19 protein-coding genes are annotated in these 22,218 nt (G+C 69.8%); 16 read left to right on the forward strand and 3 right to left on the reverse strand.

The window, feature by feature from the left end; genetic code table 11:
- The first annotated feature begins 242 nt into the window (after window positions 1–242).
- Complete coding sequence (locus ACH492_RS29310; RefSeq protein ID WP_398990772.1) at window positions 243–1,508, forward strand: hypothetical protein; 1,266 nt, start codon at window positions 243–245, stop codon at window positions 1,506–1,508.
- Window positions 1,509–1,538: 30 nt separating this feature from the next.
- Here ACH492_RS29310 and ACH492_RS29315 read toward each other — a convergent pair whose 3' ends face one another.
- Complete coding sequence (locus ACH492_RS29315; protein ID WP_398990774.1) at window positions 1,539–2,525, reverse strand: ATP-binding protein; 987 nt, start codon at window positions 2,523–2,525, stop codon at window positions 1,539–1,541.
- Between the two features lie 102 nt (window positions 2,526–2,627).
- Between ACH492_RS29315 and ACH492_RS29320 the strand changes: the two genes are divergently transcribed.
- Window positions 2,628–3,458 carry an oxidoreductase gene (locus ACH492_RS29320; RefSeq protein WP_398990776.1) on the forward strand — a complete coding sequence of 277 codons (831 nt, stop codon included), beginning with the start codon at window positions 2,628–2,630 and terminating at the stop codon, window positions 3,456–3,458.
- 361 nt (window positions 3,459–3,819) lie between these two features.
- Here ACH492_RS29320 and ACH492_RS29325 read toward each other — a convergent pair whose 3' ends face one another.
- Complete coding sequence (locus ACH492_RS29325) at window positions 3,820–4,674, reverse strand: HAD family hydrolase (RefSeq protein ID WP_398990778.1); 855 nt, start codon at window positions 4,672–4,674, stop codon at window positions 3,820–3,822.
- Window positions 4,675–5,152: 478 nt separating this feature from the next.
- Between ACH492_RS29325 and ssd the strand changes: the two genes are divergently transcribed.
- Genes ssd through ACH492_RS29360 form a run of 7 tightly spaced genes read left to right on the forward strand, consistent with a single transcriptional unit; the run spans window position 5,153 to window position 10,141 of the window.
- Complete coding sequence (gene ssd / locus ACH492_RS29330; RefSeq protein ID WP_398990780.1) at window positions 5,153–6,253, forward strand: septum site-determining protein Ssd; 1,101 nt, start codon at window positions 5,153–5,155, stop codon at window positions 6,251–6,253.
- Entirely contained in the window at window positions 6,250–7,398 is a 1,149-nt protein-coding gene (locus ACH492_RS29335; RefSeq protein ID WP_398990782.1) for a TadA family conjugal transfer-associated ATPase, read from the forward strand. Before ssd ends, ACH492_RS29335 begins: the two co-directional genes overlap by 4 nt.
- The gene (locus ACH492_RS29340; protein ID WP_398990784.1) at window positions 7,398–8,246 is read left to right on the forward strand and encodes a type II secretion system F family protein; all 849 of its coding nucleotides are present in this window, start codon (window positions 7,398–7,400) and stop codon (window positions 8,244–8,246) included. The genes ACH492_RS29335 and ACH492_RS29340 overlap by 1 nt, the downstream gene beginning before the upstream one ends.
- Window positions 8,243–9,013, forward strand: a complete 771-nt coding sequence (locus tag ACH492_RS29345; protein ID WP_398990786.1) for a type II secretion system F family protein — start codon at window positions 8,243–8,245, stop codon at window positions 9,011–9,013. The genes ACH492_RS29340 and ACH492_RS29345 overlap by 4 nt, the downstream gene beginning before the upstream one ends.
- Before the next feature lie 30 nt (window positions 9,014–9,043).
- Window positions 9,044–9,244 (forward strand): DUF4244 domain-containing protein, encoded by a 201-nt coding sequence (locus tag ACH492_RS29350; RefSeq protein WP_398990787.1) that lies wholly within the window; start codon window positions 9,044–9,046, stop codon window positions 9,242–9,244.
- A gap of 25 nt (window positions 9,245–9,269) precedes the next feature.
- On the forward strand, window positions 9,270–9,746 hold the full coding sequence (locus ACH492_RS29355; protein WP_398990839.1) for a TadE family type IV pilus minor pilin: 477 nt from the start codon (window positions 9,270–9,272) through the stop codon (window positions 9,744–9,746).
- The gene (locus tag ACH492_RS29360) at window positions 9,743–10,141 is read left to right on the forward strand and encodes an Rv3654c family TadE-like protein (RefSeq protein ID WP_398990789.1); all 399 of its coding nucleotides are present in this window, start codon (window positions 9,743–9,745) and stop codon (window positions 10,139–10,141) included. The genes ACH492_RS29355 and ACH492_RS29360 overlap by 4 nt, the downstream gene beginning before the upstream one ends.
- Here ACH492_RS29360 and ACH492_RS29365 read toward each other — a convergent pair.
- Window positions 10,065–12,560: a DEAD/DEAH box helicase gene (locus ACH492_RS29365; RefSeq protein ID WP_398990791.1), complete on the reverse strand. Its 2,496-nt coding sequence runs from the start codon at window positions 12,558–12,560 to the stop codon at window positions 10,065–10,067. The two genes, ACH492_RS29360 and ACH492_RS29365, sit on opposite strands and share 77 nt — an antisense overlap.
- Window positions 12,561–12,639: 79 nt before the next feature.
- Between ACH492_RS29365 and ACH492_RS29370 the strand changes: the two genes are divergently transcribed.
- From ACH492_RS29370 to topA, 7 genes are all read left to right on the forward strand, one after another.
- A complete protein-coding gene (locus ACH492_RS29370) occupies window positions 12,640–12,993 on the forward strand; it encodes an STAS domain-containing protein (protein ID WP_266533145.1) in 354 nt (117 codons plus the stop codon).
- 91 nt (window positions 12,994–13,084) lie between these two features.
- On the forward strand, window positions 13,085–13,531 hold the full coding sequence (locus ACH492_RS29375; protein ID WP_398990793.1) for an ATP-binding protein: 447 nt from the start codon (window positions 13,085–13,087) through the stop codon (window positions 13,529–13,531).
- A gap of 271 nt (window positions 13,532–13,802) precedes the next feature.
- Complete coding sequence (locus tag ACH492_RS29380; RefSeq protein WP_398990795.1) at window positions 13,803–16,208, forward strand: sodium-translocating pyrophosphatase; 2,406 nt, start codon at window positions 13,803–13,805, stop codon at window positions 16,206–16,208.
- 197 nt (window positions 16,209–16,405) lie between these two features.
- Entirely contained in the window at window positions 16,406–17,029 is a 624-nt protein-coding gene (locus ACH492_RS29385; protein ID WP_398990797.1) for a small secreted protein, read from the forward strand.
- Between the two features lie 49 nt (window positions 17,030–17,078).
- Window positions 17,079–18,590, forward strand: a complete 1,512-nt coding sequence (locus ACH492_RS29390) for a methyltransferase (RefSeq protein WP_398990799.1) — start codon at window positions 17,079–17,081, stop codon at window positions 18,588–18,590.
- A gap of 246 nt (window positions 18,591–18,836) precedes the next feature.
- On the forward strand, window positions 18,837–19,034 hold the full coding sequence (locus ACH492_RS29395) for a hypothetical protein (RefSeq protein ID WP_307661955.1): 198 nt from the start codon (window positions 18,837–18,839) through the stop codon (window positions 19,032–19,034).
- A 304-nt stretch (window positions 19,035–19,338) separates the two neighbouring features.
- Complete coding sequence (topA, locus tag ACH492_RS29400; RefSeq protein WP_398990801.1) at window positions 19,339–22,146, forward strand: type I DNA topoisomerase; 2,808 nt, start codon at window positions 19,339–19,341, stop codon at window positions 22,144–22,146.
- Window positions 22,147–22,218: the final 72 nt, after the last annotated feature.

The raw sequence follows: 22,218 nt of genomic DNA on the forward strand, positions 1-22,218 counted from the left end.
ACGCGGCCGTGGGTCACGGCGTGCAGCGGCGGGATTCTCAACTCTCGGTAAATGGATAGTAATGCAGAGTAAAGACCGAGGCGGGATTATCGGGGCAAATGGGGCACTCTTTCACCCGTACTGGTGATTAGTGATTTGAATGCGGCTCGTCGCACCTCCCCCCTCACCACCTCGATGCGAGCTTGTCGGCGCCGTACGTAATGCGTCGTACAGGCATATATGCATAGAAAGAGGGTGGGCTAATGAATGCCGCCACGAGGAGGATCGCCGTCGGCGCAGTCGCCACGGCGCTGATCGCAGGACTCGCCGGCTGCTCCGGATCGGACGACCATCGCGCGGCAACGAAGGGCGCCCCCGGACCGAAGGGCGCCGCGGCTCCCGAGAGCGCGGTACGTCTCATCGGCGACGGATCCACCGCGTTCACCGGAGTCCAGCCGGGGCTGCTCAAGCCGGTGCGCCTGAAGCCCGGTCAGCAGCCCCCGCAGTTCGTGGTCTTCTCCTGGGACGGGGCCAGCGAGGACAGCCAGAAGCTCTTCTCCCACTTCCGCAACGTCGCCAAGAGGTACGACGCGACGATGACCTACTTCCTCAGCGGGGTCTATCTGCTCCCCGAGGAGAAGGCGAGCCTCTACGACCCGCCCCAGCACTCTCCCGGGCGCTCCGACATCGGCTTCAATGACACCCAGGGCATCAAGGACACCGTGCGTGAGCTGCGCGGCGCCTGGCAGGAGGGCAGCGAGGTGGGCACCCACTTCAACGGCCACTTCTGCGGCGAGGACGGCGGGGTCGGCAACTGGTCCGTCCCCGAGTGGAAGAGCGAGATCAGCCAGGCCAAGTCCTTTGTGAAGAACTGGAGGACGAACGCGGAACTGCAGACCGAACAGCCGCTGCCCTTCGACTACGAGAAGGAACTCATCGGCGCCCGCACCCCCTGCCTGGAGGGCCGCGCGAACTTTGTGCGCGCCGCGAGCGAACTGGGCTTCCGCTACGACACCAGCGGTATCAACGACCAGGTCTGGCCCAAGAAGGAACTGGGCCTGTGGGACCTGTCACTGCAGATGGTGCCGGTGCCCGGCCGCGCCTTCGAGACGCTCGCCATGGACTACAACTTCATGGTCAACCAGTCGGGCACGTCCAAGGGTGACCCCTCCCAGTACGAGTACTGGGGCGACCAGATGCGCGACGGCCTGGTGCAGGCCTTCGACCGTGCGTACCAGGGCAACCGGGCCCCGCTGATCATCGGCAACCACTTCGAATCCTGGAACGGCGGCACGTACATGCGGGCCATCGAGGAGACGATCGCCACGGTCTGTGTGAAGCGCGACGTGAGGTGCGTGTCCTTCCGTCAACTCGCCGACTGGCTGGACGTCCAGGACCCACAGGTCCTGGAGAAGATGCGCACGCTCGGAGTCGGCGAGGCCCCGAAGGGCGGCTGGGCGACGTTCCTCGCCGCCCAGCCGGCGAACTCGGCAGTCTCGCCCGCGGTCAAGCAGGTCCAGCAGGACTGACGACCGACATCCGCCTCCCGAGCCGTTTCCTCAGCTGGGCTGCGGAACTGCCGAATGCTCGCCCAGCACGAAGGTGGGGTCGACCTGCGCGGCAAGGTCGGCGCCCGTCTTCGCGTTGCCCCAACTCTCCGCGTTCTTCAGGTGGAAGTGCACCATCTGGCGTGTATAGCGCTCCCAGTCGCGGTGGGCGTACGAGTCCTCCGCGGCGTTCTGCAGGGTCTGCAGCGACATCCGGTTCTCGGCCTCCAGGAGCTCGAAGCGCGCCGGCCGGCCCTTCTCCATCCCCCGCACCCAGTCGGAGTGCCCGACAGTGACGAGCAGGTCGTCCCCCAGCTCCTCGCGCAGGAAGTCCACGTCGTCCTGGCCCTGCACCTTGTTGCCGATGACCTTCAGCGCGATGCCGAAGTCCCTGGCGTACTCCTTGTACTGGCGGTACACGGACACGCCCTTGCGGGTCGGTTCAGCCACCAGGAAGGTCATGTCGAAGCGGGTGAACATCCCGGACGCGAAGGAGTCCGACCCGGCCGTCATATCCACGACCACATACTCCTCGGGGCCGTCGACCAGGTGGTTGAGACAGAGCTCCACCGCGCCGACCTTGGAGTGGTAGCAGGACACCCCGAGATCCGACTCGGTGAAGGGACCGGTTGCCATCAGCCGGATGTCCCCGTCGTCCAGCCGGACGGTGCGGGCGCAGGCCTCGTAGACCGGGTTGTCCTCACACACACGCAGCAGACGCGAACCTGTGCCGGGTGGCGTGGTCTTGATCATCGTTTCGGCTGAGGCGATCCGGGGGTTCGTTCCCCGCAGATAGTCCTTGATCAGCGGCAGATGCGCGCCCATCGCGGGCAGTGCGGCGGCCTCCGTCTCGTCGAGACCGAGCGCGGCCCCCAAATGCTGGTTGATGTCGGCGTCCACCGCGACGACGGGGGCTTCATTGGCGGCCAGGTGGCGGATGAAGAGCGAGGACAGCGTCGTCTTTCCGCTGCCGCCCTTCCCTACGAAAGCGATCTTCATGTTCACAAAGGGTAGTGGGTCGATCGCGTGACGCAATCGAGCTGAGTGAGGAAGACCACTCCAAGGTGGGACGTGCGGCGGGGGCGCGTAGCCTCGCTACCTATGAGTACGAATGCCTCGTCGGTCGACCCCCTAGCCACACTCGGCTCCCTGCCGGGCGTCGCCGACTCTGTGGACTCCGTACGCAAGGCCGTCGACCGCGTCTACGGCCATCGGGTCATGCGCCGTCGCAGCAACGAGGTCACCTCGGAGGCGGCGCTGCGCGGAGCGCGTGGTTCCGCCGCGCTGTCCGGGGCGGACTGGGCGCTGGAAGAGGTCCGCAGGCGCACCGACTTCGGAGTCGAATCCGAGGCGCGCACGGTCGGGGCCGCGCTGCGGTTGACCGCCGAAGCCGGTCAACTCCTTTCCATATGGCGGCAGTCGCCGCTACGGGTACTGGCCCGGCTGCATCTGGTCGCGGCGAGCGGCGCGGGCGACGACGACACGGTGGGCCGGCCACGTCTCGCGGGGGAGACGGTCGACGAGCCGCTGATCGAGGCGCCGCTGCCGGACGCGAGTGAAGTGACCGGCCGGCTGGACGGCCTGGCCGGACTGATCATCGCGGGCAGCTCCGCACCGGCCCTGGTGACCGCGGCCGTGGTCCACGGCGAGCTGCTGGCGCTGCGCCCCTTCGGCTCGTACAACGGGCTCGTCGCCCGTGCGGCCGAGCGCATCGTGCTGATCGGCAGCGGGCTGGACCCGAAGTCGATCTGCCCGGCAGAGGTCGGGCACGCGGAGCAGGGCCGGGCCGCGTACGTCGCGGCCTTCGAGGGGTATCTGACGGGTACGCCGGAGGGCATGGCCGCCTGGATCGCGCACTGCGGGCGCGCGGTAGAGCTGGGGGTCAGGGAGTCGACGGCGGTGTGCGAGGCGCTGCAGCGCGGGGCCGCCTGAATCTCCCCGTAGAACTACCGCTTGACTAACCCCGGAGAAGCCCCTGAACAGGGTTGCGGCGGTACCAGAATTGGTACCGCCGCTGGCACGTCCACCGAGTTACCATGCGTCCTCGAATGTTGCCCATCAGGTCGGGAACTCCTGCCCGTCACCTGGTGCGGCTGGCCCGTAATCGACGGGTCGACGTCGCGTGGGTGCTCGGTTTTCATGCTCGGTCCGTGGGGCCTTCATGCGTTAAAGGTGATCCTCTCGGATGTCCTTGGTCTCGCGGGCCGTTGACTCATTTGTACTCCTGCGCGAGGGCAAGTGGAAGCCCTAGCTGCAGTTCTTTACTTTTAGGTTCAAATACGAGCGAATTGTTTCACGCGGTTGCGGTAGCGATTTGAGCGGCCGCGCTGCGCCGCCGGCTCGCGTACCAGACCAGTCCGGCGGTGGCGGCCGCCGCACCCACTGCGGCCACGGCGACAAGGGCTGGGCGCGTGGGCATGGAGAACGCGGGCAGCCGCTGCTTGAGGCGGACCGGCCGATTGAAGACGAGAATCGGCCAATCCCGCGCCGTCGCCTCCCGGCGTAGCGCACGATCCGGATTCACGGCATACGGATGGCCGACGGACGCGAGCATCGGGATGTCCGTGGCCGAGTCGCTGTACGCGTAGCAACGCGCCAGGTCGTACCCCTCGGAGGCGGCGAGCTCCTTGATCGCCTCCGCCTTGGTCGGTCCGTACGCGTAGTACTCCACCTCCCCCGTGAAGCAGCCGTCGTCGCCGACCACCATGCGGGTGGCCACCACCCGGTCAGCGCCGAGGAGGTCGCCGATCGGCTCGACCACCTCCGCGCCGGAGGTGGAGACGATGACGACGTCGCGGCCCGCGGTGTGGTGCTCCTCGATGAGGGAGGCGGCCTCGTCGTAGATGATCGGGTCGATCAGGTCGTGAAGGGTCTCGGCGACGATCTCCTTGACCTGCTGGACGTTCCAGCCCTTGCAGAGCGCGGAGAGGTACTCGCGCATCCGCTCCATCTGGTCGTGGTCGGCGCCCCCGGCGAGAAAAACGAACTGGGCATAGGCGGTGCGCAGTACGGCGCGTCGGTTGATCAGCCCGCCTTGGTAGAAGGACTTGCTGAAGGTCAGCGTCGAAGACTTCGCAATGACCGTCTTGTCCAGATCAAAGAAGGCGGCTGTGCGCGGCAAGGAGTGGTTTTCCACGAGCCTGAGCATAGGTGCCCGCCATTCGGCGTACGCTCGGGCGTGTGGGTTTGCCTGAGAAGGCTCTCGGGTACACCATGGAAGTCACGGATCGTTCGCGACCGTGCTAACCCGGTCCGGCTCCTCCCCCCCCGAGTCGGCCGGAGAGACGACCCCCGCTCTCCCCCCCGGCGGGGGTCGTCGCATGTCCGGACGCGTTTTCGTCCATCTGCTGCGATCCCCTTTGATCGTTCTCCTCTCGTGTGAGCCGTGTCGGCGTCGGCCTTCCATCACTCTGCACCGTCACTGTGCGTAGCGGAAGGGCTGCTCCCGGGAGTCACCGGTATGGGCGACGGGGATATTCACAAGTGGCTAGTTGTCCACAGCTTTTCAGCAAGATCCACACGATTTTCCGGTGCGCTGCACGGTGATTCCACCCGCGTAGTTCGCGGACCCAGGAATCGCAGATCTCGGAACGAAGCGAGATCGAAGTAAGTAGGGGGTGGAGATCGTGGCTGGATCCATCACATCGCAGCGGCCGCCGGTCGTCGAAGGGCGGCGGGACGGGCCTCTGATCGTCACCGAAGATATGGAACTGCTCGACGATCTGCTGCGGCTGTGCGCCGCGGCGGGAGCCGAACCGGACGTCCATCACTCGGTGCCGGAGCGAAGCGGAAGCTGGGAGGGCGCGCCGCTGGTGCTCGTCGGCGACGACGCGGCGGCGCGCTGCCGCGGCGCCACGCGCAGACGGGGTGTGCTGCTCGTGGGGCGGGACCAGGACGACCCGGACGTCTGGCGGCGGGCGGTGGAAATCGGGGCCGACTGCGTGCTGCGACTGCCCGATGCGGAAGGCTGGCTCGTCGACCGGATCGCCGATGTGGTCGAGGGCGTAGGACGGCAGGCGCTGACCGTCGGTGTGATCGGCGGCAGGGGTGGAGCCGGGGCATCGACGCTGGCCTGCGCGCTGGCAGTCTCTGCGGCCCGGGTCGGCCGACGCACCATGCTGGTCGACGGGGACCCGCTAGGCGGCGGGCTGGACGTGCTGCTCGGCGGAGAGCAAGTGGAAGGCAGACGTTGGCCGGATTTCGCCGCTTCCAAGGGACGGGTCGCCGGCGGGGCGCTGGAGGAGTCGCTGCCCGAGTTGCATGCTCTGCGGGTGCTCAGCTGGGACCGCGGGGACTCGGTGGTGATCCCGCCTGAGGCGATGCGTTCGGTGCTGGCCGCGGCACGTAGGCGCGGCGGGGTGGTGGTCGTGGATCTGCCGCGCCGGGTCGACGAGGGCGTGGCGGAGGCGCTGGCCCAGCTCGATCTCGGGCTGCTGGTGGTGCCGGGCGAGCTGCGGGCGGTCGCCGCGGCGAACAGGGTGGCGTCGACGGTGGGCATGGTGCTCCAGGACCTGCGCGTGGTGGTGCGCGGCCCGTATGCGGCGGGGCTGGACGAGCAATGGGTCGCGGACGCTCTGGGACTTCCGCTGGCGGGCGAACTGCCCGTGGAGGCCGGACTGTTGGCCGCGCAGGACGGGGGTGCTCCGCCGGGCCGTGCGCGTGGGCCGCTGGCCAGGTTCTGCACGGCCTTCTGGGAGCGGGCGCTGACCGGGGGCGGTGTCTCGTGAGCACCGGACTCCTGGACGCCGTACGACAGAGGCTCGCGGAGAGCGGGGCCGAGCCCACGCCTGCCCGGGTGGCGGCCGCGCTGCGGGCCCAAGGGCGGCTGCTCGGGGACGCCGAAGTGCTCGGCGGCACCGAGAAGTTGCGGTGCGAGCTGGTGGGGACGGGACCGCTCGAGCCGCTGCTGGCCGATCCGTCCGTGACCGACGTCCTGGTGTCCGCGCCCGACCGGGTGTGGGTGGACCGGGGGCGTGGTCTCGAGCTCACCGGGGTCACCTTCGCGGACGCGGCGTCGGTGCGCAGGCTGGCACAACGGCTCGCCGCGGTGGCGGAGCGGCGGCTGGACGACGCCCGTCCCTGGGTGGACGCCCGGCTGCCGGACGGGACGCGGATGCATGCCGTGATCCCGCCGGTGGCGGTCGGCTCGACGTGTCTGTCGCTGCGGGTGGTGCGGCCCAGGGCGTTCTCGGTGGGGGAGCTCGTCGCCGCGGGGACGGTGCCGCCGGGCGGGGACCGTGTGCTGAGGGCGCTGATCGACGCCCGCCTGTCGTTCCTCATCAGCGGCGGCACGGGCTCGGGTAAGACGACCTTGCTGTCCAGTCTGCTGGGGCTCGTGGGGGAGCGGGAGCGGATTGTCCTGGCCGAGGACTCGGCGGAGCTCAGACCCGAGCATCCGCATGTGGTGCGGCTGGAGTCGCGCGCGGCGAACCAGGAAGGCGCCGGCCGGGTGACGCTGCGGGACCTGGTGCGCCAGGCGCTGCGGATGCGGCCCGACCGACTGGTCGTCGGGGAGGTGCGAGGAGCCGAGGTGACCGAGTTGCTGGCCGCGCTCAACACCGGGCACGAGGGCGGTTGCGGGACCGTCCACGCCAACGCGGCAGCGGATGTGCCCGCGCGACTGGAGGCGCTCGGGACGGCGGCGGGGCTCGACCGGGCGGCGCTGCACAGCCAGTTGGCGGCGGCCCTCTCGGTGGTGATCCATCTCGTACGGGACCGGGGCGGGCAGCGGCGTATCGCTGAGGTGCATGTGCTGGAGCGGGACGCGGCAGGGCTGGTGGTGACCGTGCCCGCGCTGCGGTGGGGCGCGGAGGCCTTTGCGTACGAGCGGGGCTGGGAGCGGCTGCTGCCGCTGATCGGGGGTGCGCGGTGATGGCCAGTGAGTCAATGTACGCGGCCGCGGTCTGCGCGGGTGCGGCCGCATGGCTGACGGTCGGGCGGGACCAGGGGCTCAGGCGCGCGCGGCTGCTGCTCGCGGGCGGCGGTGCTGTGGAGGTCTCTCCGAGGCGGTCGTGGGAGCGGGTGCTGCCATGGGTCGGGCTGCGGCGGGAGTGGCTGTGCCTGCCGGTGGCGCTCGTCCTCGCCGTGCTGGGGGAGTCGGTGCTGCCGCTGGTCGCGGGGGCGGCGGCGGTGCCGCTGGTGAGGCGACGGCTGCGGGCCCGGGAGCGGAGGCGGGAGCAGGACCGGCGAGCCGAGGGGGTGATCACCTTGTGCGGTGCCGTCGCCGGGGAACTGCGGGCAGGGCTGCAGCCGGGACAGGCGTTGCTGTTCGCCGCCAGATCCACAGGGGCGCTGGGTGGCACGGAGGCCGCCGTGCTGGCCGCGGCGCGGTTCGGGGGCGATGTGCCCCAGGCGCTGCGGGAAGCGGCGCGCGAGCCGGGCGCGGACGGGCTCGCCGGAGTCGCGGCCTGCTGGCGGGTGGCCGTGGACAGTGGGGCCGGACTGGCCGCGGGGCTCGACCGGCTGGAGGCGGCGCTGCGGGCGGAGCGGGACCAACGGGCGGACTTGCGCACCCAGTTGGCGGGTGCGTCGTCGACGATCGCCCTGCTGGCGGCGCTTCCGCTGGTGGGCCTGGGGATGGGCTGGGCGCTGGGCGCCGATCCCCTGAGGGTCCTGCTGCACACCCCCGCGGGCCTGGTGTGCCTGGTGGTGGGCGGACTGCTGGAGGCCGCGGGCCTCTGCTGGGCCGCGCGGATCGTGCGGCGGGGGGAGGAACCATGACCGGGGACGCCGTCCACAGGCTGGGGGCAGTGGTCTTCTTGCTGGCCGTGGTGGCCTGCCTGGGCTTCACGATTGCGGGGCGGCGGGACGGGCGCAGGGTGCGCAAGCGGATCGAGTCGCTGCTGGCGATGGAGCGCGAACGGCAGCGGTGGCGACCGGAGTACGGGACGTGGGTGCGGCAATGGGCCTACCCGCTGGGCGCGGTGATCACCGGCTATGTCCTCGTCGGCGGGGTGATCGGCTGTGCCGTCGGGCTCGGCGGGGCCTATGGCGTATGGCGCTGGCAGCGGAACCGCAAACCGGACCCAGGTCCCGTGGACCGGGATGCCGGCCGTCAACTGCCGCTTGCCGCCGACCTTCTGGCGGCCTGCATCTCGGCCGGGGCGGGGCCACGGGAGGCGGCGGAGGCGGTCGGGGAGTCGCTGGGCGGGCCGGTCGGCGAGCGGCTCGTGCGGGCGGCGGCCGAATTGCGGCTCGGAGGTGAGCCGGCACGGGCCTGGGGGTGGTTGGCGCAGATACCGGGCGCGACGGGGCTGGCCCGCTGTCTGGAGCGCGCCGACTCCACGGGCGCGCCGGCCGCGGAGCCGGTGTCCCGGCTGGCCGAGCGCTTCCGGGCCGACCGGGCGCGGTCGGCCACCGCCCGGGGCCGCAAGGCGCAAGTCCTGATCACCGCACCTGTGGGGCTGTGCTTCCTGCCCGCCTTTCTGGCGGTGGGGGTGGCTCCGGTGGTGATCGGTCTGGCGGACGGACTGCTGAACGGCAACTGAGCAACTGAACGAGATCTCTTGGGGGTTGACATGTGGAATCAGATGCGGGGATGGCTGCGCGGGCTTTCGCGCAGGATGCGCAGGGACTCGGGGATGACGACGTCCGAGTACGCGATGGGGACGATCGCCGCGTGTGCCTTCGCGGCCGTTCTGTACAAGGTCGTCACGAGCGGGGCCGTCTCAGGAGCGCTCCAATCGGTGATCGGAAAAGCCCTCAATGCGCAGTTCTGACGTGCGCGACGACGTGCGGTACAAGATGCGCGACGAGGTGCGCGGCAGGGCGCACGACCGGGGGTCTGTGACTGCGGAGGCGGCTGTCGCGGTGCCCGCCCTGGTGGTCTTCGCCATGGCTCTGGTCTGGGCGCTGACGGCGGCCTCCGCGCAGATCCAGTGTGTGGACGCGGCTCGGGCCGGGGCCCGGGCGGCCGCCAGGTCCGAACCACGAGCGGCCACGCTGGCCGCCGCCCGCTCGGCGGCCCCGGCTGGTGCGCAGGTCACGGTGAGGCGGGCGGGGGACCTGTGGCGGGTACGGGTCGAGGCGCACACCCCGGGCCCGGGCGCGCTGGCCCTGACGCTGAGCGCGGAGGCGGCGGCCCTCGCCGAGGACACGGTGGGCCGGGACGCGGCGGGGCGGGACGCCTCCGCCGAGCAACCGGCTACCGGTGAGGCAGCCACGCGCCGGACCGCCACCGCGGGCCCGGCCACTCTGGAGACTCCGGAGGTGACCCGATGACCCGGGACCGGGGGCCCATGACCCGGGACCGCGGGTCGGCGACCGTCTGGGCTGCCATGGTCACCACCGTGCTGTGTGCCGTCTTCGCCGTCGTCCTGGCCATGGGGCAGGCGGTCGTCGCCAGACACCGGGCCGGCTCCGCCGCCGACCTGGCGGTGCTTGCCGCGGCCGATCACGCCCTGCGGGGCACGGCCGCGGCCTGCGCCAAGGCGGCCGAGGTGGCCACGGCGCAGGGTGCGGCGGTGCTGCGGTGTGCCGTGCGGGGCGAGATCGCCGAGGTGACGGCTCAGGCCCGCTTCGGGCCGTACACGCCGACCGTCAGGTCGCGGGCGGGGCCGCCGGTGCTTCCCGGAGCCCGGGCGGGGCCACCGGCGCTCCCCGGAGCAGTTCCGTGAGGAGGCGCACCGCGCCGCGCTTGTGCAGCGGGTCGTTGCCGTTGCCGCACTTGGGCGACTGGATGCAGGACGGGCAGCCCGCGTCGCACTCGCAGGAGGCGATCGCCTCACGGGTGGCCGCGAGCCACTCACGGGCGGTGTGGAAGGCCCGCTCGGCGAAGCCCGCGCCACCCGGGTGGCCGTCGTACACGAAGACCGTCGGCAGCAGCGTGTCCGGATGGAGCGGCACGGATACGCCGCCGATGTCCCAGCGGTCGCAGGTGGCGAAGAGCGGCAGCATCCCGATGGAGGCGTGCTCGGCGGCGTGCAGGGCCCCGCCCAGCTGCTCCGGGCCCACCCGGGCGGCGTCCAGCTGGTCCTCGGTGACCGTCCACCACACGGCCCGGGTACGCAGGGTGCGCGGCGGCAGATCGAGTTTGGTCTCGCCGAGCACCTCACCGGTTATGAGCTTGCGGCGCAGGAAGGAGACGACCTGGTTGGTGACCTCGACGGAGCCGTAGCAGAGGCGTCCGTCGCCCCACGGGATCTCGGTGTCGGTTTCGAGTACGGAGATGGAGGTCGTGTCGCGGGCGGTGGTGGAGTACGGCGGGTTGGCCTCCTCGACGAGGGCGGCCGAGTCCTCCAGGTCCAGGTGTTTCACCAGGTACGTACGGCCCTGGTGGAGGTGGACGGCACCGTTGTGGACTGCAGTGTGGGCGGCCGACTCGTCGACCGTGCCCAGCAGCCGGCCGGTGGCGGCCTCGACGATCTGGACGGGTCTGCCGCCCTCGCCCCGGATGTCGGTGAGGTCGGCGGCCCGCTCGCGGCGGGTCCAGTGCCAGCCCGACGCCCGGCGGCGCAGCAGCTTGGCGGACTCCAGCTGGGGCATGAGCTCGGCGGTCGCCGGGCCGAAGAGATCCAGGTCGGCGTCCGTGAGCGGGAGCTCGGCCGCGGCGGCGCACAGATGGGGGGCGAGGACGTACGGATTGTCGGGGTCGAGGACCGTGGACTCGACGGGCTGCTGGAACAGCGCCTCGGGGTGGTGGACGAGGAAGGTGTCCAGCGGGTCGTCGCGGGCGACGAGGACGGCCAGGGCGCCCTGGCCGGAGCGGCCCGCGCGGCCCGCCTGCTGCCACAGGGAGGCGCGTGTGCCGGGGTAGCCGGCGATCACGACGGCGTCGAGACCGGAGACGTCGACGCCGAGTTCGAGGGCGGTGGTGGCGGCCAGGCCGAGGAGCTCCCCGGAGTGCAGGGCCCGCTCCAGGGCGCGGCGCTCCTCGGGGAGGTAGCCGCCCCGGTAGGCGGCGACACGCGGGGGCAGTGAGCGGTCCACTTCCGCCAGACGTTCTTTGGCGATGACGGAGATGAGCTCGGCGCCACGCCGGGAGCGTACGAAGGCGACAGTGCGGACTCCCTGCACGGTCAGGTCGGTGAGGAGGTCGGCGGTCTCGGCGGTGGCAGTGCGGCGTACGGGCGCGCCCTTCTCGCCGTGCAGCTCGGTGAGCGGCGGCTCCCAGAGGGCGAAGACGAGCTCGCCGCGGGGCGAAGCGTCGTCGGAGACCTCCCGGACGGGCAGTCCCGTGAGCCGGCCGGCGGCCACAGCGGGTTCCGCGGCGGTGGCGGAGGCGAGGAGGAAGACGGGATTCGCACCGTAGCGGGCGCATACGCGGCGAAGGCGGCGCAGCACCTGGGCGACGTGGGAGCCGAAGACACCCCGGTAGGTGTGGCACTCGTCGATGACGACGTAGCGCAAGGAGCGCAGGAAGGAGGACCAGCGGGCGTGGGAGGGAAGTATCCCGCGGTGGAGCATGTCCGGGTTGGTGAGGACGTAGGTGGCGTACTGCCGCACCCATTCGCGCTCCTCGACGGGCGTGTCGCCGTCGTAGACCGCGGGGCGGATGCGATTGCCGAGTGGCGCGCCGAGCGCCTTGACCGCGCGGAGCTGGTCGGCGGCGAGGGCCTTGGTCGGGGCGAGGTAGAGGGCCGTCGTACCGCGTCCATTCGGGGCCTCGGCTCCGTCGAGGAGGGTGGTGAATACGGGAGCGAGGTAGGCCAGCGACTTGCCCGAGGCGGTTCCGGTGGCGATGACGACCGATTCGCCGTCCAGAGCGTGCTCGGCGGCGGCTGCCTGGTGGACCCAGGGGTGGTCGATGCCCGCATGCTGAATGGCGTTGATCACTTCCGGGCGGATGCGGTCGGGCCAGACGGCATGGCGGCCGGGCCTCGGGGGCAAGTGCTCCGTATGAGTGATGCGCGCGGCTCGGCCCGCCCCCGCGGTGAGCCGGTCAAGGACCGTACCGGGGGAGGGGCGGGTGTCCCCGCTCTCGGGAGGTCGTCTGGGACGGTGATTCATGGCCATCGGCACCGAGTCTGTCACCGGCGTGACGGACAATGGTCCCAAGGCGTCGTGCATGGCTGCTGGTAAGTGATTGAATGCCATCGCGGCTGGCGACCGTCCTCCGGCTCCGCCGGGGAGACCTCAGGGGGCGGCCGCTCGATAGCAAGGTGCTGGAGGATCCGTGGACCTGTCCCTGTCGACTCGCAATGTGTCCGGCCCTGGTGGCGACCGTACGGTCGTCGAGGTCGGTGGCGAGATTGATGTGTATACCGCGCCCAAGTTGCGTGAGCAGCTGGTCGAGTTGGTGAACGACGGCAACTATCACCTGGTTGTCGACATGGAAGGTGTGGACTTCCTCGACTCCACCGGCCTCGGCGTGCTTGTGGGCGGCCTGAAGCGCGTTCGCGCGCACGAGGGCTCGCTGCGCCTGGTCTGCAACCAGGAGCGCATTCTCAAGATCTTCCGGATCACAGGTCTGACCAAGGTGTTCCCCATCCACACCACGGTCGACGAAGCTGTCGCGGCCACCGACTGAGGTCGGCCGGAGACTGCCGGAAGAAGGGAGGGGCACCGGGCATCCAGCCCGGGCCCCTGAGATGCACGCCCGTACGTCCAAGGGGGATTGCATGGCCACCGTTGAACTCCGCTTCAGTGCTCAGCCTGAGCATGTCAGGACCGCCCGCCTGGTGGCCGCTGCCGTGGCTCGCCGGGCCGGGGTCGACGAGGCCGTGCTGGACGAGGTCCGGCTCGCGGTCGGCGAGGCGTGCAGCCGTGCTGTCGGGCTGCACCGCAGCTATGGCATCACCTCCCCCGTGAAGGTCGCGCTGTCCGAGGAGGAGAAGACCTTCTCCATCGAGGTCAGGGACGAGGTCCCGGGTGCGGGCGCCGAGGGGTCCACCGCGGCCCCGGGCGGGCGCAGCGGCACGGACGAGGACGCGGACGCCGAGGGTGAGGACGAAATGGGCCTCGCGGTCATCAGCGGTCTCGTCGACGACGTGGAGGTCAGTTCCAGTGAGGAGGGGGGCGTAATCCGGATGAGTTGGCCGACGACGCCCGTCACCGTGCTGCCCTGACTCCTGATGATCGACAACGGGCGCATACCGTCGACTCTTTGATCGTTTTTATTGGATACGGCCCTGCTGAGCAGGGCCTTTTCCCTTTTCTCTAGATCATTTAATACGCGTCAATGCCTTTGCCCCATTACTTCTTTCGGGGGCTGTTTCGGGACCCGATCATTTGCTGAGTAGCAAGCGAAGGTCAATTTCATTTGCCGCGCCCTGTTTCGATCAGGTTCCGCTCCCTACAATCCGTCCACATCTTGAGCTTGAGCGTCAAGGAGGACGAATGGCGGGGCTCGTCAATACAGAACTGTCCGATCAACCCACTTCTCTCGCAGCCGCGGTACTGACCGACGACAACCGGCTGATCGTGATCGTCATCGCCGCAGTCGCGGTGGCGGCCTTGATCGTCGCCCAGCTGCTGGTGCGCCAGGTGCTGGCCGCCGGCGAGGGCACCGATTCCATGAAGAAGATCGCGGCAGCCGTGCAGGAGGGCGCGAATGCCTATCTCGCACGGCAGTTGCGCACCCTCGGCGTCTTCGCCGTCGTGGTGTTCTTCCTGCTGATGCTTCTTCCGGCGGACGACTGGTCGCAGCGCGGCGGTCGATCGGTGTTCTTCCTGGTGGGTGCGCTGTTCTCGGCGGCCACCGGATACATCGGCATGCGTCTTGCCGTAAGAGCAAATGTGCGCGTGGCCGCGGCCGCGCGTGAGGCCACACCGGCGGAGGGCGAGCCGGAAAAGGATCTGACGGCCGTATCGCACAAGGCTATGAAGATCGCTTTCCGGACGGGAGGCGTGGTCGGCATGTTCACGGTGGGCCTCGGCCTGCTTGGTGCCTCCTGCGTGGTTCTCGTCTACGCGGCCGACGCCCCCAAGGTGCTCGAGGGCTTCGGCCTCGGCGCCGCACTGATCGCCATGTTCATGCGTGTCGGCGGCGGCATCTTCACCAAGGCCGCCGACGTCGGCGCCGACCTCGTCGGCAAGGTCGAGAAGGGAATCCCCGAGGACGACCCGCGCAACGCCGCGACCATCGCGGACAACGTGGGCGACAACGTCGGCGACTGCGCAGGCATGGCGGCCGACCTCTTCGAGTCGTACGCCGTCACGCTCGTGGCGGCGCTCATCCTCGGCAAGGCGGCATTCGGCGACGCCGGACTCGCTTTTCCGCTGATCGTCCCGGCGATCGGCGTGGTCACCGCGATGATCGGCATCTTCGCGGTCGCCCCGCGGCGCGCCGACCGCAGCGGGATGACCGCCATCAACCGCGGATTCTTCATCTCCGCGGCTATCTCGCTCGCGCTGGTGGCCGCAGCGGTCTTCACCTATCTGCCGTCCTCGTACGCCAAGTTGGACGGCGTCACCGAGGCCGCGATCCGTTCGCACCCAGGGGACCCGCGAGTTCTGGCGCTCGTCGCTGTCGCCATCGGCATCGTGCTGGCGGCCCTGATCCAGCAGTTGACGGGGTACTTCACCGAGACCACCCGCCGTCCCGTGCGGGACATCGGCAAGTCCTCGCTGACCGGACCCGCCACGGTCGTGCTGGCCGGTATCGCCATCGGTCTTGAATCCGCCGTCTACACCGCGCTGTTGATCGGCCTGAGCGTGTACGGGGCGTTCCTGCTCGGCGGTACGTCGATCATGCTCGCTCTCTTCGCGGTGGCGCTCGCCGGCACCGGCCTGCTCACCACCGTCGGTGTCATCGTCGCCATGGACACCTTCGGTCCCGTCTCCGACAACGCGCAGGGCATCGCCGAGATGTCCGGCGACGTCACGGGCGCGGGCGCGCAGGTGCTCACCGAGCTCGACGCCGTCGGCAACACCACCAAGGCCATCACCAAGGGAATCGCCATCGCCACGGCCGTACTGGCCGCTGCGGCGCTCTTCGGCTCGTACCGCGACGCCATCGCGACCGCGGCCCGGGAGGTCGGCGAGAAGGTCGGCGACGGCGCCCCGATGAACCTGGTGATGGACATCTCGCAGCCCAACAACCTGGTGGGGCTGGTCCTCGGCGCCGCGGTCGTCTTCCTCTTCTCGGGTCTCGCGATCAACGCGGTGTCCCGGTCGGCGGGCGCGGTGGTCTACGAGGTGCGGCGGCAGTTCCGCGAGCACCCAGGGATCATGGACTACACCGAGAAGCCGGAGTACGGGCGCGTCGTCGACATCTGCACCAAGGACGCGCTGCGCGAGCTGGCCACACCAGGTCTGCTAGCCGTACTGACCCCGATCGCGGTCGGCTTCTCGCTCGGCGTCGGAGCCCTGGGCTCCTTCCTCGCGGGCGCGATCGGCACCGGCACCCTGATGGCCGTCTTCCTGGCCAACTCCGGTGGCGCGTGGGACAACGCCAAGAAGCTGGTCGAGGACGGCCACCACGGCGGCAAGGGCAGTGAGGCCCATGCCGCGACCGTCATTGGCGACACCGTGGGCGACCCGTTCAAGGACACCGCGGGCCCGGCCATCAACCCGCTGCTGAAGGTGATGAACCTGGTGGCGCTGCTGATCGCGCCCGCGGTCGTCCAGTTCAGCTACGGGGACGACTCCAGTGCCGGATTGCGTGCGCTGGTGGCGGTGCTCGCCATTCTCGTCATCGTCGGCGCCGTGTACATCTCCAAGAGGCGCGGCATCGCTGTGGGTGACGACGACAACCTCGCGGAACGGAGCGCGAAGTCGCCTGATCCAGCGGTGGTTTCGTAACTCCTGCTCAAGAGGCGGGCGGGCGGCACGTATTGACGTGCTGTCCGCCCGTTTGCATGGCGCCGTGGGCCGTCGTGAGCCTTGTCTCCCTTGGTGCAAATAGTCACAAAAAGCCATCAATCGGATGTGCGACATGCGGTTGTCGCCCACTTGGCGTGTATGTTCCGGGGCCGAGAGCCTTGGAAGGGACCAATCCGGTGAACAAGAAGCTTGCGGCCGCACTGTCCGGCGGCGCGGTACTGGTACTGGCACTGTCCGGCTGCAGCAGCGACGGTGACAGCAAGGTGAATGCCTGGGCCAAGAAGGTCTGTGACCAGGCACAGCCGCAGATCCAGAAGAGGGCCAACGCCCAGCAGACCATCATCTCGACGGCGGCGGACGGCAAGCCGTCCGACATCCAGGCCGCCGACTCGAAGGCCTTCCAGGACATCGCCGACGCGGACAAGGCGCTCGCCACCGCTGTGCAGGGTGCCGGTACGCCGCCGGGCGACAACGGCGAGAAGCTGCAGCGGGACGCGGTCAAGGAGCTCAACGACACCGCCGCCGCCTACCTTGCCCTGAAGAAGCAGGTCGACGCTCTCGACGCCAAGGACCAGCAGAAGTTCGCGGACGGTCTGCAGGATGTCGCCGACGGTCTGAAGAAGATCGAGAAGATGGACCAGGACGCGCTGAGGAAGCTGCAGTCCGGTGAGCTCGGCAAGGCGATGGCGAAGGAGCCGGGCTGCCAGGCGGCGAAGACGTCGAGCCCCGCCGCCGGCGGGACAGGATCGACCCCGTCCGCACCGGCCAAGCCGTCCGGATCGGCGTCCACGAAGGAGTAGGGCCACCCCGTAGGCGGCGTTTGTCAGTGGTGGCCGCCACAATGGGCAGGTGAGTACGACCAGCCTTGTCCCAGGCCTTCCCTCGCCCGACCGCTCGCCCCGGCTGCGTGAGGCGCTCCTCGCCGCCGCCTTCACCGCCGACGGGCTGCTCGAGCTTCTCGGCGCACCCGCGTACGCCGCCCTCGCCCGCAGCGAGACCGTGCCCGCCCTGCGCGCCACCCGCGGGGACGGCGTCCTGGACACGCTCGTACGACTGTTCCTGCTCCAGCGACCCGTCGCGTACGAGCGGGCACGGGCCGTGCTGCCGATCGAGGAGTGCCTGGCCGGCGGCTGGCTGGTGCGGGACGGCGATGACGTACGTGCCACGGTGGATGTGCGGCCGTACGGCGGCCCGGAGGGGCAGGACTGGTTCATCGTCTCCGACCTCGGGTGCGCGGTCGGCGGCGCCGGCGGTGCGAGCGGCCAGGGCGAGGGAGTCGTCCTCGGCGTCGGCGGGGCGTCCACCACGCTCGCCGGGATCACCGTCCGTACACCCGTGTCCTCCGCGCTCGACGTGGGCACCGGCTCCGGCCTCCAGGCGCTGCACGCAGCGCAGCACGCGACCCGTGTCACGGCCACCGATCTGAACCCGCGCGCGCTGCACTTCGCGCGGCTCACGCTCGCGCTCTCCGCGGCGCCGGAGGCCGATCTGCGCGAGGGCTCGCTCTTCGAGCCGGTCGGGAAGGACACGTACGACCTGATCGTGTCGAACCCGCCGTTCGTGATCTCACCCGGTGCCCGGCTGACCTACCGGGACGGCGGGATGGGCGGGGACGATCTGTGCCGCTCGCTCGTTCAGCAGGCGGGGGACAGGCTGAACGACGGGGGTTACGCCCAGTTCCTTGCCAACTGGCAGCACATGGAGGGGGAGGAGTGGCAGGAGCGGCTGCGCTCCTGGGTGCCGCGCGGCTGTGATGCCTGGATCGTGCAGCGCGAGGTGCAGGACGTGACGCAGTACGCCGAGTTGTGGCTGCGCGACAGCGGCGACCACCACGACGACCCGGCAGAGTACGCGGCTCGGTACGACGCGTGGCTGGACGAGTTCGAGGCGCGCAAGACCAAAGCTGTCGGCTTCGGCTGGATCACGCTCAGGAAGTCCGGTTCCGATCGCCCGTCGATCGTCGCCGAGGAGTGGCCGCATCCGGTCGAGCAGCCGCTGGGTGAGAGCGTGCGGGCGCATTTCGCGCGGCAGGACTATCTGCGTACGCACGACGACGCGGCGCTGCTCGCCGACCACTTCACGCTGACGGCGGAGGTCGTCCAGGAGCAGGTCGGGCTGCCGGGCGCGGAGGACCCCGAGCATGTGGTGCTCCGTCAGAACCGCGGAATGCGCCGGGCCACCAAGGTCGACACGGTCGGCGCGGGCTTCGCCGGCGTGTGCGACGGGACGCTGAGCGCCGGGCGGATTCTGGACGCCATCGCCCAGTTGCTCCACGAGGACCCGGTGCTGCTGCGCGACCGCACGCCGCAGGCGCTCCGGCTGCTGGTGGAAGAGGGCTTCCTGGAGCCGGTCCGCTCATGAGGTGAAACCGGCCAACATCCAGAAGAAGAAGCCAACATCCAGAAGAGGAAGAGGAGCGGTCGCCGCCTCCGCCAAGTCCTCGGCGGGCCCCCGCTCCGAGCGGCACCGCGCGGCGCCGACCGGCATCGCGACCGGGCGGGTGAACCCACGCGGCGTTCACCCGCAATTCGCATCCGTGACGCCCGGAGGTGCCAGCCTCGGCCTCCGGGGCAGCACCTTGGCATCAGCGAAAGGCCGGGTACGGACATGGAGAGCGGGCCAGCGATCTTCGCCGGGACGGCGTTCACGCTGTTCGGGGCCGGGCTGCTGCTGTGGACGGGAGCGCGTCTGCGGCACCGGGCACCTGTCGCGCACGGAGTGAGTCCCGCCACGGCCGTCGCGCTCGCGACATTCTTCGGAGCCGCGTTCCTCGCCCTCGGCGTGTGGTGCTTCGGCCGCGTCTGATCTGCGTCCGATTCGCCCCTGACCCGCGGTCTGATCCGCGGTCTGATCTGGGTCTGGTCCGCGGTCCGATCTGGGGGCCGAAGCCCGGCCGAAGCCCTGTCGTGCCGGTCTTGTGCCGGTCCGGGCGGCAGGAATAGCCGGAGTCGGGTTACCGTTCGAGTGGCCGTTGCGGGCTTTTGCCGTTTGACACGGGGGCGGGTTGTACCGTCACACTCCGCAGCGACAGCAGCGTCACAGCCGTGCCGCACCCAGTGCCGTACTGCCGTGAACGCCCACAGAGCGTCGACCGGAGAGAAGAGCGAAGTTGTCCCCGACCAGCGAGACCGCACAGGGCGGCCGCCGACTCGTGATCGTCGAGTCGCCTGCCAAGGCGAAGACGATCAAGGGCTACCTCGGCCCCGGCTATGTCGTCGAGGCGAGTGTCGGGCACATCCGCGACCTCCCGAACGGCGCCGCCGAGGTGCCCGAGAAGTACACCGGCGAGGTGCGCCGCCTCGGTGTCGACGTCGAGAATGACTTCCAGCCGATCTATGTCGTCAATGCCGACAAGAAGGCCCAGGTCAGGAAGCTCAAGGAGCAGCTCGCCGAGTCCGACGAACTCTTCCTCGCCACCGATGAGGACCGCGAGGGCGAGGCCATCGCCTGGCATCTCCTCGAGGTCCTCAAGCCCAAGGTCCCCGTCCACCGGATGGTCTTCCACGAGATCACCAAGGACGCGATCCACGAGGCCGTCGCAAACCCCCGCGAGCTCAACAAGCGCATGGTCGACGCCCAGGAGACCCGCCGTATCCTCGACCGTCTCTACGGCTACGAGGTCTCGCCGGTCCTGTGGAAGAAGGTCATGCCGCGGCTCTCCGCCGGCCGTGTGCAGTCCGTCGCCACCCGCCTCGTCGTCGAGCGTGAGCGCGAGCGCATCGCCTTCCGCTCCGCCGAGTACTGGGACCTGACCGGCACGTTCTCCACCGGCCGCGCCGGGGACGCTTCGGACCCCTCCACCCTTACGGCCCGCCTGAACACAGTCGACGGACAGCGCGTTGCCCAGGGCCGCGACTTCGGTTCGGACGGGCAGCTCAAGTCCGGCCAGGTCCTGCACCTGGACGAGGCGAACGCCCGCGCGCTGGCCGCCGCGCTCCAGGACGCCTCGTTCGCCGTCCGCGCGGTCGAGTCGAAGCCGTACCGCCGCTCTCCGTACGCACCTTTCCGTACGACGACGCTGCAGCAGGAGGCCTCCCGCAAGCTGGGCTTCGGGGCCAAAGCCACCATGCAGGTCGCGCAGAAGCTGTACGAGAACGGCTTCATCACCTATATGCGTACGGACTCCACCACGCTCTCCGACACCGCCATCGCGTCGGCCCGGGCGCAGGTCACGCAGCTGTACGGCGCCAACTACCTGCCGGACAAGCCGCGCGTGTACGCCGGGAAGGTCAAGAACGCGCAGGAGGCGCACGAGGCGATTCGTCCTTCGGGTGATCGTTTCCGCACTCCGGCCGAGACGGGTCTGACCGGCGACCAGTTCAAGCTCTACGAGCTGATCTGGAAGCGGACCGTGGCCTCCCAGATGAAGGACGCGGTCGGCAACAGCGTCACCGTCAGGATCGGTGGCCGGGCGAGCGACGGCCGCGACGCCGAGTTCACCGCCTCCGGCAAGACGATCACCTTCCACGGCTTCATGAAGGCCTACGTGGAAGGCGCCGACGACCCGAACGCCGAGCTCGACGACCGCGAGCGCCGTCTGCCGCAGGTCGCCGAGGGCGACCGGCTTGCCGCCGAGGAGATCTCGGTGGACGGCCACGCGACCAAGCCGCCGGCCCGCTACACCGAGGCCTCGCTGGTCAAGGAGCTGGAAGAGCGCGAGATCGGCCGTCCGTCGACGTACGCATCGATCATCGGCACCATTCTCGACCGCGGCTATGTCTTCAAGAAGGGGACGGCGCTCGTCCCGTCGTTCCTGAGCTTCGCCGTGGTCAATCTGCTGGAGAAGCACTTCGGCCAGCTTGTCGACTACGACTTCACCGCAAGGATGGAGGACGACCTCGACCGCATCGCGCGGGGCGAGGCCCAGGCCGTGCCGTGGCTGAAGCGCTTCTACTTCGGCGAGGGCGACGACGCGGGCGCCGCGTCCGGCGTCGGCAATGGCAACGGCGACCACCTCGGCGGTCTGAAGGAGCTGGTGACCGACCTCGGCGCGATCGACGCCCGGGAGATCTCCAGCTTCCCGGTCGGCGAGGGCATCGTGCTGCGCGTCGGCCGCTACGGCCCGTACATCGAGCGCGGTGAGAAGGACGCGGAGGGCCACCAGCGCGCCGACGTCCCTGAGGATCTCGCTCCGGACGAGCTCACCGTGGAGTACGCGGAGGAGCTGCTGGCCAAGCCGAGCGGCGACTTCGAGCTGGGCACGGACCCGGTCAGCGGGCACCAGATCATCGCGCGGGACGGCCGGTACGGCCCGTATGTGACAGAGGTGCTGCCCGAGGGCACCCCGAAGACCGGCAAGAACGCGGTCAAGCCGCGGACGGCCTCGCTCTTCAAGTCGATGTCGCTGGACACGGTCACGCTCGAGGACGCGCTGAAGCTGATGTCCCTGCCGCGGGTCGTCGGCGTCGATGCGGACGGCGTGGAGATCACCGCGCAGAACGGCCGGTACGGCCCGTACCTGAAGAAGGGCACGGACTCGCGCTCGCTGGAGAGCGAGGACCAGCTCTTCAACATCACGCTGGACGAGGCTCTGGCGATCTACGCGCAGCCGAAGCAGCGCGGGCGGGCCGCCGCCAAGCCGCCGCTGAAGGAGCTGGGCACGGACCCGGTGAGCCAGCGCCCGGTGGTGGTCAAGGACGGCCGATTCGGTCCGTATGTCACCGACGGCGAGACGAACGCGACGTTGCGCACCGGTGACAGCGTCGAGGACATCACGCCGGAGCGCGGCTACGAGCTGCTCGCCGAGAAGCGCGCCAAGGCGCCCGCCAAGAAGACGGCGAAGAAGGCCCCGGCCAAGAAGGCGCCGGCGAAGAAGACCGCCGCCAAGAAGACGGCTGCGAAGAAGACGGTCGCGAAGAAGACCGCCGCGAAGAAGACGGTTGCTGCGAAGAAGACGGCGGCGTCGGCGGACGAGTAGGTACGTACGTCGTCGCGTATTACGGGTGCTTTGTGCCAGGGAGCTTTCTCATCCTCCGTACAAAGCGCCCGT

The sequence above is a fragment of the Streptomyces sp. NPDC019443 genome, assembly GCF_044389785.1.
In the GTDB taxonomy this organism is placed as follows: domain Bacteria; phylum Actinomycetota; class Actinomycetes; order Streptomycetales; family Streptomycetaceae; genus Streptomyces.

Bases quoted from the DNA above. Each gene is read 5' to 3' on its own strand.
- ACH492_RS29310 (WP_398990772.1), top strand. From the start codon at position 243: ATGAATGCCGCCACGAGGAGGATCGCCGTCGGCGCAGTCGCCACGGCG.
- ACH492_RS29315 (WP_398990774.1), bottom strand. From the start codon at position 2,525: ATGAAGATCGCTTTCGTAGGGAAGGGCGGCAGCGGAAAGACGACGCTG.
- ACH492_RS29320 (WP_398990776.1), top strand. From the start codon at position 2,628: ATGAGTACGAATGCCTCGTCGGTCGACCCCCTAGCCACACTCGGCTCC.
- ACH492_RS29325 (WP_398990778.1), bottom strand. From the start codon at position 4,674: ATGCTCAGGCTCGTGGAAAACCACTCCTTGCCGCGCACAGCCGCCTTC.
- ACH492_RS29340 (WP_398990784.1), top strand. From the start codon at position 7,398: ATGGCCAGTGAGTCAATGTACGCGGCCGCGGTCTGCGCGGGTGCGGCC.
- ACH492_RS29345 (WP_398990786.1), top strand. From the start codon at position 8,243: ATGACCGGGGACGCCGTCCACAGGCTGGGGGCAGTGGTCTTCTTGCTG.
- ACH492_RS29350 (WP_398990787.1), top strand. From the start codon at position 9,044: ATGTGGAATCAGATGCGGGGATGGCTGCGCGGGCTTTCGCGCAGGATG.
- ACH492_RS29355 (WP_398990839.1), top strand. From the start codon at position 9,270: ATGCGCGACGAGGTGCGCGGCAGGGCGCACGACCGGGGGTCTGTGACT.
- ACH492_RS29360 (WP_398990789.1), top strand. From the start codon at position 9,743: ATGACCCGGGACCGGGGGCCCATGACCCGGGACCGCGGGTCGGCGACC.
- ACH492_RS29365 (WP_398990791.1), bottom strand. From the start codon at position 12,560: ATGGCATTCAATCACTTACCAGCAGCCATGCACGACGCCTTGGGACCA.
- ACH492_RS29375 (WP_398990793.1), top strand. From the start codon at position 13,085: ATGGCCACCGTTGAACTCCGCTTCAGTGCTCAGCCTGAGCATGTCAGG.
- ACH492_RS29380 (WP_398990795.1), top strand. From the start codon at position 13,803: ATGGCGGGGCTCGTCAATACAGAACTGTCCGATCAACCCACTTCTCTC.
- ACH492_RS29395 (WP_307661955.1), top strand. From the start codon at position 18,837: ATGGAGAGCGGGCCAGCGATCTTCGCCGGGACGGCGTTCACGCTGTTC.